Genomic DNA, 16,916 nt, shown 5'->3' with positions numbered 1-16,916 from the left:
TTAGGAATCTGATGTCTTCTTCCTTGACGCTCGTGCCCTCCGTCCCGCCGCAGCGCAGCGCCTTCGCGGCCGCGCTGCATGCACTGCTGCTGGACCTGCGGCCCATCCTGTCGACGCTGCGCCGCCACAAGATCGCCGCCGGCCTCATCGTGCTGGAGGTGGCGTTGACCTGCGCCATCGTCACCAACGCGCTGCACCTGATCCAGACGCGTGTCGACGCGCTGCAGACCGACAGCGGCCTGGCCGAGGCGGAGATCGCCGTGCTGCAGCTGCGCGACAGCAGGCCGCAGCCGCCGGAACGTGTCGCAGCGGTCGTCGGCGAGAACCTGGCGCGGCTGCGCGCGCTGCCCGGCCTGAAGTCGGTGACCGTGGCCAACCAGATCGCCTATGGCAACAACAGCAACAACAGCGGCGTGACGCTGGAGCCGGACAGCAAGGGCCAGCGCGTGTCCGCGTCGCAGTACGCGTCCGACGAGCACATGCTAGCCACGTTCGGGCTGCGGCTGCTGGAGGGGCGCAACTTCACGGCCGAGGAGGTGCTGGACAGCTTCAAGGCGTTCAGCACGCCCGAGCCGAAGATCGGCCAGGTCATCATCAACAAGCTCATGGCCGAGCGCCTGTTCCCGGGCCAGTCCGCGGTGGGCAAGACGGTCTACATCTTCGGCAGGTCGCCGTCCACCATCATCGGCGTCGTCGACACGCTGACGCCTACGCAACTGCACCGCGCGCGCGGCGACGGCGGCGGCGCCGCGATGATCCTGCCGCTGCGCGGCGGTGGCTCCTACGTCATCCGCGCCGAGGCGGGCCAGCTGGACGCGCAGATCAAGGCCGTCACCGCGGCGCTGGAGTCGGCAGATACCAGCCGCGTCGTCACCCAAGCCCGGCCGCTGACCGAGATGCGCGCGCAGTTCTACGCCCAGGATCGCGCCATGGCCTGGCTGATGGGCGGCGTCTGCCTGGCGCTGCTGCTGGTCACGGCCATGGGCATCGTCGGCCTGGCCAGCTTCTGGGTGCAGCAGCGCACGCGCATGATCGGCACGCGCCGCGCTTTGGGCGCCACCGAGGGCCAGATCCGCCGCTACTTCCAGGTCGAGAACCTGCTGCTGACGACCACCGGCATCGTCATCGGCATGGCCGGCGCCGTGGCCCTGGGCCAGGTCTTGATGCAGAGCTACGAGGTGCCCCGCCTGCCCTGGGCCTACCTGCCCGCCGGTGCGGTGTCGCTGTGGCTGCTGGGCCAGGTGGCTGTGTGGGTGCCGGCGCGGCGCGCGGCGCGGCTGGCGCCTGTGGCGGCGTTGCGTAGTTGACGGCATGTTTCGCGCCGCCTGTGGACGGCATCACGAGGAGAGGGCATGAACAAGATACTGAAGCGCGCGCTCCTGGCGCTGGCCGTGCTGCTGCTGGGGGCGGCCGCCGTGGCAGCCACGGGCTGGTGGCAGGCGGGTCGCAAGATGACGCGCCAGGTCGACGTGCAGGTCGTGGCGCTGACGCTGCCGACCGAGGCCGCCGCCATCGAGCGCGGCCGCTACCTCTTCAACTCGCGTGGCTGCGCCGACTGCCACGGCGCGGGCGGCGCCGGCCGCAAGGTCATCGAGGGTGGCGGCATGCTCGTCATCGCGCCCAATATCACGCCCTCGGCGCAGAGCGCGACGGCGGCGTACCGTGTGGAAGACTGGGTGCGGGCGCTGCGCCACGGCGTGGCCCCCGGCGGACGGCCACTGCTCATCATGCCGAGCGAGGACTATGCCCGCCTGACGGACGCCGACACCGGCGCCCTGGTGGCCTACCTGAAGCAGCTGCCGGCGCTCGACGGTGAGGCCGCCGTGATCCAGCTGCCGCCGCCGGTGCGCGTGCTCTACGGTCTTGGCCTGATCCAGGATGCCGCCGCCAAGATCGACCACACGCTGGCCCCGGCCACGCCGGTACCCGAGGCGGCCACCGTCGAGCACGGCCGCTACGTGGCGCAGATGTGCGTGGGCTGCCACGGCGCGACCTATGCCGGCGGCAAGGTCCCTGGCGGCCCGCCGGACTGGCCGGCCGCCGCCAACCTCACGCCGGGCCGTGGCAGCGCGATGCCGCGCTATGCCAGCGTCGACGCCTTCATCGCGATGATGAAGAGCGGCAAGCGTCCGGACGGCGCGGCCATTGCGGTGATGCCCTTCGGCTCGCTGTCGCAGATGAACGACGTGGACCTGCGCGGCCTGCACGCCTTCCTGCAGACGCTGCCTGCGCGCGAGCTGGGCGACCGCTGAGCAAGGCCCAGCCTGCGCCAGGTTTTTGGCAAGCTGGCAGCATGTGCGCATGATGTTTCTTCGCTCCTGGCGCCGCCTTGCCGGCATCGCCCTGCTTGCCGCCCTGGCCCTGCAAGTGGGCTGCGCCACGCTGGACGAGCGCCAGCGCGGCTGGATCTTCCAGCCGAGCGACCGCACCTGGTCGGGGGGCCTAGCGGCCGCACAGGGCATGGACGACGTGTGGATCGCGTTCGACAGCCGCATCGACGAATCGCGCGGCGCGGCGGTGCGGCTGCACGGCCTGTGGCTGCCGCAGGCCGATCCCAAGGCGCCCGTGCTGCTCTACCTGCACGGCGCGCGCTACGACGTGCGCGGCAGCGCCCCGCGCATGCGCCGCATGCACGAGCTGGGCTTCGCCGTGCTGGGCGTGGACTACCGCGGCTTCGGCCGCAGCTCTGCGGGCCTGCCCTCCGAGGCCATGGCCGCCGAGGACGCCCAGGCCGCCTGGGACTGGCTGGCGCGGCAATACCCCGACCGGCGTCGCTTCATCTTCGGCCACTCGCTGGGCGGCGCCATCGCCGTGCAACTGGCCAGCGAGGTGCGCGACGAGGCGGGCCTCATCGTCGAGGGCAGCTTCACATCCATCCCCGATGTCGTCAGCAGCTTCCGCTGGGGCTGGCTGCCGGTGTCGCCGCTGATCACGCAGCGCTTCGACGCCGCCTCGCGGGTCGCCGAGGTCGGCTCGCCGCTGCTGGTGGTGCATGGCAGCAAGGACAGCCTCATCCCCCACCGCCTGGGCCAGGGCTTGTACGACCGCGCCCGCGCACCCAAGCGCTTCGTGCTGGTGGAGGGCGGCTCGCACCACAACACGAATGCGGTCGGCCAGGCGCAATACCGCCGGGCGCTGGCCGAACTGTTCGGGCTCGGGGTCTAGCACTACATCGCGCGCAGCTGTGCGGCCAGGTCGGCCCAGTGCTTGCGGACTTCCTCGCGCTGCTCGGCGCTGAGCCCGTTCAGCAGCTTCAGCACGCTGGCGATGATCTGCTCGCGCAAGGGCTGCTCGGCCGGCAGCGGCAGCAGGTTCTGCATCATCAGTGCGGTGCCGGCGGCCTGCTCCTGGCGTGACCAGGCACGCAGGCCCTCCACGGTGCGCGCCTGCCGCGTGGCGCGGCCCTGCGCCAGGGCGGGCAGGTCGAAGGGCCAGCCCTCGGCGTCGGCGCGCGCCTGCCTGAGCGTGTTGCGGTCCAGGTCGCCCAGCCAGCGTTCCAGGCTGGTGAGGTAGCGCTTGGCGCGCTCGTCCGGCCCGCCGCTGCCGCCCTGCTTCTCGCGCCAGTCGGCCGTCTTCTCGTCCAGCTCTTTCTGCAGGTGTTGCCACTGCTCGGGCTTGAGCGTGGCCAGCAGCGGCCCGGCCAGCGGCGCGGCCTGCTGCAGGCTGCGCTCGGCGCTGGCGCGGGCGCCGCGCTCCAGCGCCAGCAGTTCGTCCCGCGTGACGCCATCGTCCAGCGCCGCGTGGGCCTGGCGCAGCAGCGCCTGCAGCTGCGGCAGTTCCTCGCGCCGGTGCCAGGCTTGCCAGGCCTGCAGCTGCTCCTTCAGCCGGTCGCGCTGGGGGCCGTCCAGGTCCAGATAGCCGTCGGCCCACAGCCCGGCCAGCAGCGGCAGTTGCTGGTAGGCCAGCGTCAGGCTGGAGCAGCCGGCCAGACCGACGGCTACGGCCAGCAACAGCAGGGAGGCGATGCGTTTCAACAAGGGCATGGCGCAGGCGACAGCAGTGGGTGAGTCCACAGGCAAGCAGCGTGCCTGGCTAGCCGCCACAGGCGCTGCGCTGCATCGGGAAGTCGATGCCGCGCGCCTTGCCGTTGGCGACGCCCTCGATGCGCGCCACCAGCCGGTCGGGCGCGGCGAGGCGGTAGATGACGCGCTGCGGGAAGTCATGCGCCGGGTTCTCGAACACCGCTTCCGCCTCGCCCTGGCGCAGCAGCGCGAACTCGGTGGGCGGCCGGCCCTGGGGCTGGGCGATGAAGCTCAAGCGGCCGTCGGTGCCGGCGCGGATCTGCATGAATTCGAACTCGACGACGCGGCCGTTCTTCAGCGTGCGCGCCATGCCCAGCATCAGGCCGCCGGCCGGCGCCATCCATTGCTCGGCCGAGCCTGCCTCCCGCCCTTGCGGCGCCCAGCAGCCGGCCAGCCAGGCGATGGGCGCGAAGGGGTCGGGCTGCGCCGTGGCCAGCGGCGCGCAGGCGACCAGCAACAGGGGCAAGAGCTTGTTCATGCGGCCATTCTGAGCGGCGCGGTTATCGTTGGCGCCCCAGCAAACCCGTAGCCCCACCGCGCGCCCCACCGTGTCCCGCCAGGATCTGCCGCACACCTTCAAACTCATGACCGTCTGGCTGCTCGTCGGCCTCGTCATCTTTTTGGGCTTCAAGGCCTGGGAGCGCGAGCGCGAGGCCAGCCGCTTTCAGTTGGCTGGCCAGACCATCGTGCTGACGCGCGGCGCCGACGGCCACTTCCACTGGCCGGGCCGGGTGGGCGACATCGAGGTGGACTTTCTCGTCGACACCGGTGCCACGTCCACCGCGCTGCCGCAGGCGCTGGCCGAGCGCGCCGGCCTGACGCCGCTGGGCACCGTGCGCACGCAGACGGCCGGCGGCACGGCCAACGGCTTCGCGGCGCGCGCCGACATCACGCTGGACGGCGGCGTGCGCGCCGACCGGCTGATGGTGGCCGTGCTGCCCAACCTGGGTGCGCCGCTGCTGGGCATGGATGTGCTGGGGCGGCTGCATTTCTCACAGAAACCCGGTGAACTCCGGATCGAGGCCAAAGAATGATCCGGAAGTTCCTTCTGCTCGCGCTCTTTGCCGGCAGCGCCCATGCCGCCTGCCCGCCCATGCCCGCCCAACCCAGCGCAGACCAAGCCGCCACCTGGGCCGCCAAGGCGCCCAACCGCGGCCCGCTGTGGCGTATCAGCCGGGACGGCCACAGCAGTTTTCTGTTCGGCAGCCTGCACATCGGCAAGCCGGACTGGGCCTACCCCGGCCCGGCGTTGCAGCAGGCATGGAAGGAGACCGAGGTGCTGGCCGTGGAGCTGGACCCGGCCGACATCGGCCCCGCGCTGGCCACGCTGCCGCCGGCCCAGCCGCTGCCGCCGGCGCTGGCGTTGCGTGTGGAGGCGCAGGCCGCTGCCGCCTGCCTGCCGCCCGGCCTGCTGGCGGCCTTCCCCGCCATGTTGCAGATCAGCACGCTGATGCTGATGGAGGCGCGCCGTGACGGCTTCGATGCGGGCTTTGGCCAGGACATGATGCTGGTGACCATGGCCAGGGCCGAGGGCCGGCCGGTGCAGTCGCTGGAGAGCGTGGCCGAGCAGCTCGCGGCGCTGGAGCCCACGGCGGCCGAGCTGCCCGAGGTGGTCGACAGCGCGCTCAATCAGTTGCAGCGCGGCGAGGTGAGGGCGCCGCTGCGCAAGCTGGCTGATGTCTGGGCGCGTGGCGACATGAAGACGCTGGGCGACTATGAGCGCTGGTGCGGCTGCGTCAGCACGGCGGCGGAGCGCGCCTGGTTGAGGCGCGTCAACGACGACCGCAACGTGCATCTGGCCGCCCGCATCGCCGCGCTGCATGGCGCCGGCCAGCGCCTGCTGGTGGCCGTGGGCGCGCTGCACATGAGCGGGCCGCAGGCCTTGCCCCGCTTGCTGACGCAACAGGGTTTTACCGTCGAGGCGGTGCACCCCGCCAAGTAGCATCGCGAGGCCAACAGGCCTCAGGCCACCAGGAGACAACCATGAGCGACAACAGCTTCACCAAGTTCGTGCCCGGATTCGACTTCCTGCAAGGCCTGGTGAAAGGCGCGGGTTCGGCGCTTCCCGGCATCGGCCAGTGGGTCGCGCCCACGCTCAACCCCGAGGAGCTGGCCAAGCGCATCGAGGAGCTGCGCACCGTGCAGTTCTGGCTGGAGCAGAACGCCCGCATGCTGGGCGCCACCATCCAGGCGCTGGAAGTGCAGCGCATGACACTGTCTACGCTGCAGACGATGAACGTGCCGCTGGCGCAGCTGCGCGACAGCCTGAAGCTGCCGGAGACACCGGCCTGGCCCGGCATCCCACCCGAGATCCTGGCCGCCGCCGCGCCCGTCGCGCAGGCGGCCGCCAAGAAGACGGTGGAGACGGCGGCCAAGGCCGCCACCAAGACAGCCAAGGTCGCTGCGGATGCCGCCAGCCCGGCCGGTGTCGTCGACCCCACGCAGTGGTGGACGGCGCTGAGCCAGCAGTTCACGCAGCTGGCCACATCGGCCATGAAGGACACCGCCACCGACGCGGCCAAGAACCTCGCCGGCACCCTCGTCAAGCAGAGCTTCGACGCTGCCAGCGACACGCTCAAGCGCGCCGCCAGCGTGCCGGGTGCGGTGGTGGGCGGCGTGGCCAAGGGCCTGGCGAGTGGTGCGGCCACCAAGCCGGCGCTCAGGACAGCGGCCAAGACTACGCGGACTCGCGCGCCGCGCAAGGCCTGACCCTGATCCGGGCCCCAGGTTGAACGCACCCGCCGACCTCGCCACCCGCCGCGCCGCCGTCATCGCGGCGCTGGCCCCGCTGCTGCCCGCGCACGCGCTGCTGTACCAGACTGAGCAGACGACGCCGTACGAATGCGACGGCCTGACCGCCTACCGCCAGCGTCCGCTGGCCGTGGCGCTGCCTGAGTCAGAAGCCCAGGTCGCGGCCGTGCTGAAGGCCTGCCACGCGCTGGGCGTGCCGGTCGTCGCACGCGGTGCCGGCACTGGTCTGTCGGGCGGCGCGATGCCGCATGAACTGGGCGTTACGCTGGCGCTGGCCAAGTTCAACCAGATCGTGAAGATCGACCCGCTGGCCCGCACGGCGCGCGTGCAATGCGGCGTGCGCAACCTGGCCATCAGCGAGGCCGCCGCAGTGCACGGCCTGTACTACGCCCCCGACCCCAGCAGCCAGATCGCCTGCACCATCGGCGGCAATGTCGCCGAGAACTCGGGCGGCGTGCACTGCCTGAAGTACGGCCTGACGCTGCACAACGTGCTGCGCGTGCGCGGCTTCACGGCCGAGGGTGAGGCCGTCGAGTTCGGCAGCGAGGCGCTGGACGCGCCGGGCCTGGACCTGCTGGCGCTGGTCATCGGCAGCGAGGGCATGCTGGCCGTCGTCACCGAAGTGACCGTGAAGCTCGTGCCCAAGCCGCGCCTGGCGCGCTGCCTGATGGCCAGTTTTGATGACGTGCGCAAGGCCGGCGACGCGGTCGCGGCCATCATCGCGGCCGGCATCATCCCGGCGGGGCTGGAGATGATGGACAAGCCGATGACGGCCGCCGTCGAGGACTTCGTGCACGCCGGCTACGACCTGACGGCCGAGGCCATCCTGCTGTGCGAGAGCGACGGCACGCCCGAGGAGGTGGCCGAGGAGATCGGCCGCATGGAGGCGGTGCTGCGCGGCAGCGGCGCGACGGATGTGCAGGTCAGCGCCGACGAGGCCCAGCGCCTGAAGTTCTGGAGCGGCCGCAAGAACGCCTTCCCGGCAAGCGGCCGCATCAGCCCCGACTACATGTGCATGGACTCGACTATCCCGCGCAAGCACTTGGCCACCATCCTGCTCGACATCCAGCAGATGGAGAAGAAGTACGGCCTGCGCTGCGCCAACGTCTTCCACGCCGGCGACGGCAACCTGCACCCGCTGATCCTGTTCGACGCCAACGACCCCGACCAGCTGCACCGCTGCGAGCAGTTCGGCGCCGAGATCCTGGAGCGCAGCGTGGCTTTGGGCGGCACGGTGACGGGCGAGCATGGCGTGGGCGTCGAGAAGCTCAACTCCATGTGCGTGCAGTTCAGTACCGAGGAGCTTGAGCAGATGCTGAAGCTGAAGGCCGCGTTCGACCCGGCCGGCACGCTGAACCCGGGCAAGCAGATCCCGAGCTTGAGCCGCTGCGCCGAGTACGGGCGCATGCATGTGAAGCGGGGGGTGCTGGCCTTCCCTGAACTGGAGCGGTTTTGAGCTTCGCTGAACTGCAGGCGCGAATCCGCGATGCGCGCGCGCCTCTGCGCATCACCGGCCATGGCAGCAAGGACTTTTATGGCGAGGTGCCGCAAGGCGAGCCGCTGTCGACGCTGGCGCTGAACGGCATCACGGCCTACGAACCCAGCGAGTTGTTCATCAGCGCGCTGGCCGGCACGCCGCTGGCTGACGTCGAGACTGCGCTGACCGCCAACCGCCAGCGCCTGGCCTTCGAGCCGCCGCGCTTCTGTGGCCGGGGCACGGTGGGCGGCATGGTGGCGGCCGGCCTGTCGGGCCCGACGCGCGCCGCGCTGGGCTCCGTGCGCGACCACCTGCTCGGCGCCGTCCTCATCAATGGCAAGGGCGAGCTGCTGAGCTTTGGCGGCACCGTCATGAAGAACGTCGCCGGCTTCGATGTCAGCCGCGTGTTGGCAGGCTCCATGGGCCAGTTGGGGCTGATCACCGAGGTCACGCTGAAGGTGCTGCCGCTGCCGGCCGCCACGGCCACGCTGCGCTTCGAGTTCGAGCAGAGCGCCGCGCTGATGGCGCTGAACCGCTGGGGTGGCGAGCCGCTGCCCATCGAGGCCAGCGCCTGGTGGGATGGTGCGCTGCTGCTGCGCCTGGCCGGTGCGCATGCTGCCGTTGAAGCCGCCATGCGCAAGCTGGGTGGCGACCTCATTCCGGCCGAGCTGGTCACACCGTTCTGGACCGGCCTGCGCGACCAGGCCGACGAGTTCTTCATCGGCGCCGAGCGTGCGGTAGCCGGCGGCGCGCGGCTGTGGCGGCTGAGCCTGCCCAGCACCGCGCCGGAGCTGAAGCTGCCCGGCGAGCAGCTTGTCGAATGGGGCGGCGCCCAGCGCTGGGTCGTCACGCCGCTGCCGCCGGCCGGCGTGCGCGAGGCGGTCGCCGCAGTGGGCGGGCACGCCACATGCTTCCGTGCGCTGGACAAGATCTGCGGCGTTTTCACGCCCTTGTCCGCGCCGCTGGCGACCATCCACAAGCGGCTGAAGGCGTCGTTTGATCCGCACGGCGTCTTCAACCCTGGCCGCCTTTACCCGAATCTCTGAACCTGGACTTCACCATGTCTCGACTGCACCCCCTCGCCGGCCAGCCGGCGCCGCCGGACTCGCTCATCGACCTGGACGCGCTGAACGAGGCCTACTACTCCCGCCAGCCCGACCCGAGCAGCCCGGAGCAGCAGGTGTCCTTCGGCACCTCCGGCCATCGCGGCTCGGCGCTGGATGGCTCGTTCAATGAATGGCATGTGCTGGCCATCACGCAGGCCATCGTCGACCACCGCAAGCAGCAGGGCATCGCCGGCCCGCTGTTCCTCGGCGCGGACACGCATGCGCTGTCCGCCCCGGCCGTGACCAGCGCGCTGGAGGTGCTGGCCGCCAACGGCGTCGACGTGATGCTGGCGCCGGCCGGGCAGTACACGCCGACGCCGGCGGTGTCGCTGGCCATCCTGGAATACAACCAGGGTAGGACCGGCAGCGCGCGGGCCGACGGCATCGTCGTCACGCCCTCGCACAACCCGCCGCGCGATGGCGGCTTCAAGTACAACCCGCCACACGGCGGCCCGGCGGACAGCGACATCACGTCCGGCATCCAGAAGGACGCCAATGCCTACCTGCAGCAGCTGCTGCAAGGCGTGCATCGCCTGGACGCCGACAGCGCGCTGGCGGCCAACACCACGCACGAGCACGACTACCTGGCCCAGTACGTCGAGCTGCTCGGCAAGGTCATCGACTTCGACGTCATTCGCGCCTCCGGCATCCGCCTGGGCGTGGACCCGCTGGGCGGCGCGGGCGTGGCCTACTGGCCGGCCATCGCCGAGCGCTATCAGCTGCCACTGACGGTGGTCAGCGACGTGGTGGACGGGCGCTTCCCCTTCATGTCACTGGACTGGGACGGCAAGATCCGCATGGACCCGTCCTCGCCCTACGCGATGCAGCGCCTGACGCAGCTGCGTGACAAGTTCGACATCGCCTTCGCCTGCGACACCGACCATGACCGCCACGGCATCGTCACGCCCAGCGGCGGGCTGATGCAGCCCAACAACTACCTCAGCGTCGCGGTGGACTACCTGTTCCGCAACCGGCCGGGCTGGGGCGCGGGCGTGGGCGTCGGCAAGACGGTGGTGACGACCGCGATGATCGAGCGCATCGCCCGTGGTCTGGGTGCGCCGCTGTTCGATGCGCCGGTGGGCTTCAAGTGGTTCTCGCCCGGCCTGGCTGAAGGTAGCCTGGGCCTGGGCTGCGAGGAGAGCGCGGGCGCGTCCTTCCTGCGGCGCGACGGCCGCGTGTGGACGACCGACAAGGACGGCATTGCCGCCGCGCTGCTGTCCGCCGAGATCACCGCGCGCACGGGCCAGGACCCCAGCCAGTATTTCGAGTCGCTGGCCACCACCTACGGCCGGCCGTATGCCGACCGCGTGGACGGCGCGGCGACGCGCGAGCAGAAGGCGCGGCTGTCCAAGCTGACGGCTGCGGACGTGCAGGCCACGTCGCTGGCCGGCGAGGCGGTCAAGGCGGTCATCAGCACGGCGCCCGCCAACGGCGCGGCCATTGGCGGCATCAAGGTGTCCACCGCCAACGGCTGGTTCGCCGCACGGCCGTCGGGCACGGAGGACATCTACAAGGTCTACGCCGAAAGCTTCCGCGACGAGGCGCACCTGCAGGTCCTGCTGCAGGAGGCGCAGGAGATCGTCAACAAGTCCCTCGCCAGCTGATGCAAACCACCCTCGCCCCCGAGTTCGCCGGCACGCCCGACGGTGTCGAGGCCGAGGCCATCCTGCGCCGCTGCGTGCACTGCGGCTTCTGTACCGCCACCTGCCCTACCTACCAGTTGCTGGGCGACGAGCTGGACGGGCCGCGGGGGCGCATCTACCTGATCAAGCAGGTGCTGGAAGGCGCCGAGCCCACGCGCGAGACGCAGCTGCACCTGGACCGCTGCCTGACCTGCCGCAACTGCGAGACCACCTGCCCGTCGGGTGTGGAATACGGCCATCTTGTCGACATCGGCCGGCGCGTCGTCGATGCCAAGGTCGAGCGCCCGGCCAGCGAGCGGCGCGTGCGCTGGCTGCTGAAGGAGGGGCTGACCTCGCCCCTTTTCAAGCCGGCGATGAAGCTGGGCCAGGCGCTCCGGCCGCTGGTGCCGGCGGCGCTGAAGGACAAGGTTCCGGCCAAGCCGCCGGCCACGGCGCACGACTGGCCGACGCGTCAGCTCAACCGCAAGGTGGCCCTGTTGCTGGGCTGCGTGCAGCCGGCGATGGCGCCCAACATCAACTCGGCCACGGCACGGGTGCTGGACGCGGCGGGCATCCAGACCGTCGTGGCCGATGGCGCCGGCTGCTGCGGCGCCATCCGCGAGCACCTGGGCGACCACGACGGCGCGCTGGCCGACATGCGCCGCAACATCGACGCCTGGTGGCCGCTGGTGGCCGGCCCGGGCGAGCGCGTCGAGGCGCTGGTCATGAACGCGTCGGGCTGCGGCGTGACGGTCAAGGACTACGCCCATGCGTTGGCGCACGACCCGGCCTACGCCGACAAGGCGCGGCGCATCAGCGAAGTCACCAAGGACTTGAGCGAGCTGCTGCCCGACCTCGTGCCGGTGCTCAAGCCCCGTCTCAAGGCCAAGGGCGGCTCGCTGGCCTATCACCCGCCCTGCACGCTGCAGCATGGGCAGCAGCTAAGGGGCGGCGTCGAGGTGTCGATGCGCGAACTCGGATTCCGCATCGCCTGCGCGCCCAGCGACAGCCACCTGTGCTGCGGCTCGGCCGGTACGTACTCGGTGCTGCAACCAGTGCTGTCCAAGCAATTGCGGGACCGCAAGCTGGCGGCGTTAGCGCCGCTGCAGGCCGAGCAGATCGTGTCGGCCAATGTCGGCTGCATCCAGCATCTGCAGAGCGGCACGACGCAGCCGGTGCGGCATTGGGTGGAGGTGCTGGACGACGCGCTGCGAGGGGTGTGAGGCGTGGGTGCTCTTGTCGTGTTTCGAATGAGCAGACTTTTTGCCGCGAGTGTGAGTCCGATGCCTTCCGCCGCTCGTCCAGTCAGCCAAGTCCGAAGAGCGCCGCTGCTCGAGAACCACAGCCCGCCCCTGAGCCAATGAACACGCGAACCATCATCCTGTCAATCGCATGCATCGCCGGCTTGGCGAGCGGGCCATCCGCACTCAAGGCTGGCGCGGCGTCGGTGCCACCGATTGAATGGATGACTTTGCCTTTCCTCTTCATTGGCTCAGCCATCGCGCTCTTCCTGGTACTTGCCTTTCAGGTGGCACTGAAGAATGACAAGGCTTTCTCACGTGGCTGGAAGCTCTTTGCCGTCGGCACGGTCTATGCCGTAGCGTCGGGCCTGTCGGCCGTAGGTACTGCCGTCCTCAACTCGGCAACCGGTCCACCCATGTGCACAGTCTTGGTCATTGGGTCCGGTATGGCACTCGCCCTCATGGCGCTCAAGGCAGCGTTTGCCTCCAGGCTGCTGAGTGAGGCCTAGCACCTCGTTCAACCGCCACTTCCCGGAGGCTTGCGACGCGCAGCGCGGCGTGGCTTGAAGCCGCCGCTCAGTCCGCCACTCAGCGCGAGGCCACGTGGATGGCGTCCGCCTCCAACCGCACCACCAACCCGAAGCCAGAGGCCAGCAGCCGCGCGAACTGCTCGACGTTGCCCGCCTCGAAGCTGCCGCCGATGAGGATGGCCGCCGCTGCGGGGTCGTCGATGAGCAACTTGCGGCGGTTGTAGCGGTTGAACTGCTCGGCGGCGGCGGCCAGCGTGACGCCGTCGAAGCGCAGCTGCCCGGTCAGCCAGCCCATGCCGGCGGTCAACTCCGCCGCCGTGGCCTGGCGCACACGGATGACGCCCGGCGACACGGCGGCCGTGTCTGCCCGCGCCAGCATCTGCGGCGCGGCGCCGCCCGCAGCGAGCGCCACGCGCCCCTCGATGACGGCCACGCGCACGTCGTTGCCGTTGCGGTAGACCGAGAACTTGGTGCCCAGCACGGTGATGCGGCTCTGCCCCGCCTGCACGACAAAGGGCCGCTTGGCGTCGGGCGCGACCTCGAAGTAGGCCTCGCCGTCGTCCAGCCAGACCTTGCGCTGCGCGGGCTGCATCTCGGTGCGGATGCGGGTGGCCGTGTTCAGCGTCAGGCGCGAGCCGTCGTTCAGCGCCAGCACCGCCTTCTCGCCGATGCCGGTGGCCAGCTGCTGCGTGCCGGGGTCAGGTCTGAACAGCAGCGCCGCCAGGCCGACGATGGCCACGCTGGCCAGCGCGCCCGCACCCACCCAGCCGGCATGGCCGCCGCCGCGCAGCCACCGGCCGGCGCGGGCGCGCCAGGTCTGCCGCTCGGCGGTGCCGGCGCGCAGCACCTGCAGCCGGTCCGCCCGCTGCCAGGTGTGTTGCGCGCGCAGGAAGGCCACGCGGTGCGCCGTCGACCGCGCCTGCCAGGCGGCCAGCTCCTGCTCGCGGGCGGGGCTCCAGTGGTCTCCATCCCGGGCCGCCACCCAGTCCGCCGCCTGTTCGTCCAGGTCGTGCGCTTTATCCATTTGTCTTCCTCACGTTCAATCTCAGCTTTGCGGCCCAGCTGCCCGCCTGCTGCGGCGGGTCTTCGTCGGCCAGCGCGGCGGCCAGTGCGCGGATGCCCTTGGACACCTGCCGCTCCACCGTGTCCTCGGCAATGCCCATGCGGGCCGCCACCTCGCGTTGCGACAGGCCGTCCACCTTGCGCAGCTGCACCACCTCGCGGCAGCGCGCCGGCAGCCGGTCCAGCGCTGCCTGCAGCCGCCGCAGTTCGCTGCGGCCGGCGTGGTGGCGCTCGGGCGTCAGCTCCTCCACGCCGATGGCCAGCGCGTCCACGTCGGCATAGGCCTCGATGGACACGACCTGCTTGCGCCGGGCGGTGTCCACGAGCAGGTTCCTGGCCACGGTCAGCATGAAGGCCAGCGCGGACTCCGGCGGCGGCTGGCGGCGGCCCTGCTCGAACATGCGCGTGAAGACCTCCTGGCGCAGGTCGTCGATGTCGCCCGCCTCCCACCAATGCTTGCGCAGGAAGCGCACCAGGTTGGCCTCCAGCGGCAGCACTTCGGCGCAGAACCAGCGGCTCACTTCTTCATCGTTCACCACGACTCCCGCAGGCGGTTGGCCCACCCCTTGCTGCTGTAGACGGACGAGCGCGACAAATCCGGTATCGCGGTGACGTCTTCATGAATCCGGCTTCGCCATCGGGCCCGGGCACATCGCGGACAGAGAAGCAACTGGCATACCGGATTTCTCGGCGGCACCCGTCTTCCTGATCAGACAACACTGCCAAGGAAACCTCATGACGAGTCCGTTCGAACGCCCCGGCCGCGCCACCATGGCGGCCCTCATCTGCGCCATGGCGCCGCTGGTCGCGCACGCTCAAATGCAGGCCTTCGACATCGCCGCCGGCGACCTGCGCGCAGGCATCGACCAGTTCGCCCGCGAGACGCGTGCCCAGTTGATCTACCGGCTGCAGGACGTGCAAGGCCTGCGCACCCAGGGCGTGAAGGGCAGCCACGAGCCGGACCGCGCGCTGGAGTTGCTGCTGGCCGGCACGCCGCTGAAGTTCCGTCGCGACGGCACGGCGCTGGTGATCTACCGGCCTGCGCCGGAAGCTGCCGCAGAGGCGCCGGAGATCAACGCGCTGGAGACCGTCACCGTCACCGCCCAGCGCCGCCCCGAGGCCGCGCAGACCGTGCCCATCGCGCTGACGGCCTTCAACGCCGCCGCGCTGGAGACCCACCGCATCCACAGCCTGCAGGACGCCTCGCGCCTGACGCCGGGCCTGCTGGTGTCGGCCTTCAGTCCCTCCAACCCCACCATCGCCATTCGCGGCGCCAACAACACCTTCAACCAGATGGGCGTCAGCAAGCCGGTCGCGGTGGTGGTGGACGATGTCTTCATCCCGCGCAACAGCGCGGCGTCCTTCGAGCTGTTCGACCTGGACAGCCTGACGGTGCTCAAGGGCCCGCAGGGCACGCTGTTCGGCCGCAACGTGACGGGCGGTGCCATCGTCATCAACACCGCCAAGCCGGCCTATGGCCAGCGCCTCAACCGCGCTGAGATCTCGCTGGGCAATTTCGACAGCGTGCAGGTCAACGCGCTGACGAACCTACCGCTCGGCGAGGAGCAGGCGCTGAAGATCTCCGCCGCCGTGAAGCGCCATGGCGGCTACGGCTCGGACCGGCTCACCGGCCGCGAGCAGGACGACCTCGACAGCCGCAACGCGCGGGCCCAGCTGCGCCTGGGCCTGAGCCGGGATGTGGAAGCCCTCGTCAGCGCCGACTACGCAGAGGACGCCAGCGGCGGCCGCACGCTGTCGTCGACGACGCTGGGCGACGACGGCAACCGACGCACCTCCGAACTGGGCGTGCCGCAGGGCTATGGCCGCACGCTGTGGGGCGTGTCGGCCAAGCTGGAATGGGCGCTGCCGGCGGGTGAGCTGACGTCCGTCACGGCGCTGCGGCATTCGCGCTCGGCGGAGGACTACTCGGGCGTCGGCGCCTCCCACACGCTGCTGACGGCGGGCAGCCAGAGCGTCACGAGTGACGCCGAGCGCGTGCGCACCGTGTCGCAGGAGCTGCGCTATGCCAGCCCGCGCTGGAAGACAGGCGACTTCCAGGTGGGCGCCTTCCTGCTCGACGAGGACGGCAGCCGCCAGCTGGGCGTGCGCGGGTTCGCGGCGCGCACCGGCGTGCTGGCCAGCTCCACGCTGGCCGACCAGCGCGTGCGCACGCGCAGCTACTCGCTGTTCGCCGACGGCAGCTGGCATCTGCTGCCCACCCTGGACCTGGTGGCCGGGGTGCGCTACACGCATGACCGCAAGACGGCCGACCTTGTCCGCACCGATGCGCTGCGGCCGGCCAGCAGCTTCACGGCCCAGGGCCTGAGCGCCGCGTGGAGCGAGGTCACGCCGCGCGTCGCGCTGAACTGGCAGCCGTCACGCGAGGCGCTGCTGTACGCCAGCGTCACCAAAGGCTTCACGGCCGGCGGCTTCAACACCGACGCCGCGTCGCTGGCCTCGCTGACGACGCCGTTCAACCCGGAGACCGTCGTCAACAAGGAGCTGGGCCTGAAGTCCCAGTGGTTCGGCAACCGGCTGCGCATCAACCTGTCGGTGTTCGACATGCGCTACCGGGACAAGCAGGAGTTCGTCAACAACACGGTGACGGGCATCCTGACCATCACCAACGCAAGCGAGGCGACCATCAAGGGCCGCGAGATCGAGGTGGCGCTGAAGCCGCTGAGCTGGCTGGGTCTGTCGCTGAACCATGGCCACCTGGACGCGCGCTATGACCGCTTTGTCATCGGCAGCATCAACTACACCGGCAACCCGCTGGCCTCCACGCCGCGCAACAAGACATCCGTCGCGGCGGACCTGCGGCTGCCGCTGGCGGGGCTGGGGCACTTCATCGGCGCCGTCAGCTACGCCCGCCTGACCTCCTACAACACCGGCGCGGCCAACGACCCCAACCTGCAGATCCCGGGCTACGAACTGGTCAACGCCAACGTGGGGCTGGAGTCCGCCGACGGGCGCTGGCGCGTGTTGGCCTGGCTGAAGAACGCGGCCAACCGCGCCTACATCCTCACCCGCTCCACGCAGGTGGTGCGGGCCGAATACCTGGGCGAGCCGCGCACGGTCGGGCTGACGGCGGCGATGCGGTTCTGA

Annotated in this window: 16 protein-coding genes; 12 read left to right on the top strand and 4 right to left on the bottom strand. The window is 70.6% G+C overall.

Annotation, left to right across the window (positions count from 1 at the left end):
- The first annotated feature begins 11 nt into the window (after positions 1-11).
- The 3 genes from ACG00Y_RS12550 to ACG00Y_RS12540 are packed head-to-tail and all read left to right on the top strand — an operon-like array spanning position 12 to position 3,165.
- Positions 12-1,307, top strand: coding sequence for an ABC transporter permease (locus ACG00Y_RS12550; RefSeq protein ID WP_394479248.1), 1,296 nt, complete (start codon positions 12-14; stop codon positions 1,305-1,307).
- Positions 1,308-1,352: 45 nt separating this feature from the next.
- On the top strand, positions 1,353-2,252 hold the full coding sequence (locus tag ACG00Y_RS12545; protein ID WP_394479247.1) for a c-type cytochrome: 900 nt from the start codon (positions 1,353-1,355) through the stop codon (positions 2,250-2,252).
- 49 nt (positions 2,253-2,301) lie between these two features.
- Positions 2,302-3,165 carry an alpha/beta hydrolase gene (locus ACG00Y_RS12540; protein ID WP_394479245.1) on the top strand — a complete coding sequence of 288 codons (864 nt, stop codon included), beginning with the start codon at positions 2,302-2,304 and terminating at the stop codon, positions 3,163-3,165.
- Positions 3,166-3,167: 2 nt separating this feature from the next.
- Here the strand turns inward: ACG00Y_RS12540 and ACG00Y_RS12535 are convergent, their stop codons facing one another.
- Positions 3,168-3,983, bottom strand: a complete 816-nt coding sequence (locus ACG00Y_RS12535; RefSeq protein WP_394479244.1) for a DUF6279 family lipoprotein — start codon at positions 3,981-3,983, stop codon at positions 3,168-3,170.
- Positions 3,984-4,032: 49 nt separating this feature from the next.
- Entirely contained in the window at positions 4,033-4,500 is a 468-nt protein-coding gene (locus tag ACG00Y_RS12530) for a DUF6265 family protein (RefSeq protein WP_394479242.1), read from the bottom strand.
- A 106-nt stretch (positions 4,501-4,606) separates the two neighbouring features.
- Between ACG00Y_RS12530 and ACG00Y_RS12525 the strand changes: the two genes are divergently transcribed.
- The 8 genes from ACG00Y_RS12525 (at position 4,607) to ACG00Y_RS12490 (ending at position 12,728) form a co-directional block, all read left to right on the top strand.
- A complete protein-coding gene (locus ACG00Y_RS12525) occupies positions 4,607-5,056 on the top strand; it encodes a retropepsin-like aspartic protease family protein (RefSeq protein ID WP_394479240.1) in 450 nt (149 codons plus the stop codon).
- Positions 5,053-5,964 (top strand): TraB/GumN family protein, encoded by a 912-nt coding sequence (locus ACG00Y_RS12520; RefSeq protein WP_394479238.1) that lies wholly within the window; start codon positions 5,053-5,055, stop codon positions 5,962-5,964. The genes ACG00Y_RS12525 and ACG00Y_RS12520 overlap by 4 nt, the downstream gene beginning before the upstream one ends.
- Positions 5,965-6,005: 41 nt before the next feature.
- Positions 6,006-6,731, top strand: coding sequence for a PhaM family polyhydroxyalkanoate granule multifunctional regulatory protein (locus tag ACG00Y_RS12515; RefSeq protein WP_394479236.1), 726 nt, complete (start codon positions 6,006-6,008; stop codon positions 6,729-6,731).
- A gap of 19 nt (positions 6,732-6,750) precedes the next feature.
- Entirely contained in the window at positions 6,751-8,229 is a 1,479-nt protein-coding gene (locus tag ACG00Y_RS12510) for an FAD-linked oxidase C-terminal domain-containing protein (protein ID WP_394479234.1), read from the top strand.
- Positions 8,226-9,296: a glycolate oxidase subunit GlcE gene (gene glcE, locus ACG00Y_RS12505; protein ID WP_394479232.1), complete on the top strand. Its 1,071-nt coding sequence runs from the start codon at positions 8,226-8,228 to the stop codon at positions 9,294-9,296. The genes ACG00Y_RS12510 and glcE overlap by 4 nt, the downstream gene beginning before the upstream one ends.
- 14 nt (positions 9,297-9,310) lie before the next feature.
- Positions 9,311-10,960 (top strand): phosphoglucomutase (alpha-D-glucose-1,6-bisphosphate-dependent), encoded by a 1,650-nt coding sequence (gene pgm / locus ACG00Y_RS12500; protein ID WP_394479230.1) that lies wholly within the window; start codon positions 9,311-9,313, stop codon positions 10,958-10,960.
- Entirely contained in the window at positions 10,960-12,201 is a 1,242-nt protein-coding gene (glcF, locus tag ACG00Y_RS12495) for a glycolate oxidase subunit GlcF (RefSeq protein WP_394479228.1), read from the top strand. The genes pgm and glcF overlap by 1 nt, the downstream gene beginning before the upstream one ends.
- Positions 12,202-12,338: 137 nt before the next feature.
- Complete coding sequence (locus tag ACG00Y_RS12490) at positions 12,339-12,728, top strand: hypothetical protein (RefSeq protein WP_394479226.1); 390 nt, start codon at positions 12,339-12,341, stop codon at positions 12,726-12,728.
- 79 nt (positions 12,729-12,807) lie between these two features.
- Here the strand turns inward: ACG00Y_RS12490 and ACG00Y_RS12485 are convergent, their stop codons facing one another.
- Positions 12,808-13,773 carry a FecR family protein gene (locus tag ACG00Y_RS12485; protein WP_394479224.1) on the bottom strand — a complete coding sequence of 322 codons (966 nt, stop codon included), beginning with the start codon at positions 13,771-13,773 and terminating at the stop codon, positions 12,808-12,810.
- Positions 13,766-14,347, bottom strand: coding sequence for an RNA polymerase sigma factor (locus ACG00Y_RS12480; protein ID WP_394479222.1), 582 nt, complete (start codon positions 14,345-14,347; stop codon positions 13,766-13,768). The genes ACG00Y_RS12485 and ACG00Y_RS12480 overlap by 8 nt, the downstream gene beginning before the upstream one ends.
- Before the next feature lie 199 nt (positions 14,348-14,546).
- On the opposite strand from ACG00Y_RS12480, the gene ACG00Y_RS12475 reads away from it, so the two are divergent.
- Positions 14,547-16,916, top strand: a complete 2,370-nt coding sequence (locus tag ACG00Y_RS12475; protein ID WP_394479220.1) for a TonB-dependent receptor domain-containing protein — start codon at positions 14,547-14,549, stop codon at positions 16,914-16,916.

It is taken from the genome of Pelomonas parva, assembly GCF_043555835.1.
Taxonomy (GTDB): Bacteria; Pseudomonadota; Gammaproteobacteria; order Burkholderiales; family Burkholderiaceae_C; genus Pelomonas; species Pelomonas parva.
The sequence above is the reverse complement of the archived record's forward strand: the minus strand, read 5'-3'. Positions and strand labels throughout refer to the sequence as shown.

Excerpts from the sequence above, each read along its gene's own strand:
- ACG00Y_RS12525 (WP_394479240.1), top strand. The coding sequence starts at position 4,607 with ATGACCGTCTGGCTGCTCGTCGGCCTCGTCATCTTTTTGGGCTTCAAG.
- glcF (WP_394479228.1), top strand. The coding sequence starts at position 10,960 with ATGCAAACCACCCTCGCCCCCGAGTTCGCCGGCACGCCCGACGGTGTC.
- ACG00Y_RS12535 (WP_394479244.1), bottom strand. The coding sequence starts at position 3,983 with ATGCCCTTGTTGAAACGCATCGCCTCCCTGCTGTTGCTGGCCGTAGCC.
- ACG00Y_RS12475 (WP_394479220.1), top strand. The coding sequence starts at position 14,547 with ATGACGAGTCCGTTCGAACGCCCCGGCCGCGCCACCATGGCGGCCCTC.
- ACG00Y_RS12490 (WP_394479226.1), top strand. The coding sequence starts at position 12,339 with ATGAACACGCGAACCATCATCCTGTCAATCGCATGCATCGCCGGCTTG.
- ACG00Y_RS12515 (WP_394479236.1), top strand. The coding sequence starts at position 6,006 with ATGAGCGACAACAGCTTCACCAAGTTCGTGCCCGGATTCGACTTCCTG.
- ACG00Y_RS12545 (WP_394479247.1), top strand. The coding sequence starts at position 1,353 with ATGAACAAGATACTGAAGCGCGCGCTCCTGGCGCTGGCCGTGCTGCTG.
- ACG00Y_RS12520 (WP_394479238.1), top strand. The coding sequence starts at position 5,053 with ATGATCCGGAAGTTCCTTCTGCTCGCGCTCTTTGCCGGCAGCGCCCAT.
- ACG00Y_RS12550 (WP_394479248.1), top strand. The coding sequence starts at position 12 with ATGTCTTCTTCCTTGACGCTCGTGCCCTCCGTCCCGCCGCAGCGCAGC.
- pgm (WP_394479230.1), top strand. The coding sequence starts at position 9,311 with ATGTCTCGACTGCACCCCCTCGCCGGCCAGCCGGCGCCGCCGGACTCG.
- ACG00Y_RS12530 (WP_394479242.1), bottom strand. The coding sequence starts at position 4,500 with ATGAACAAGCTCTTGCCCCTGTTGCTGGTCGCCTGCGCGCCGCTGGCC.
- ACG00Y_RS12540 (WP_394479245.1), top strand. The coding sequence starts at position 2,302 with ATGATGTTTCTTCGCTCCTGGCGCCGCCTTGCCGGCATCGCCCTGCTT.
- ACG00Y_RS12485 (WP_394479224.1), bottom strand. The coding sequence starts at position 13,773 with ATGGATAAAGCGCACGACCTGGACGAACAGGCGGCGGACTGGGTGGCG.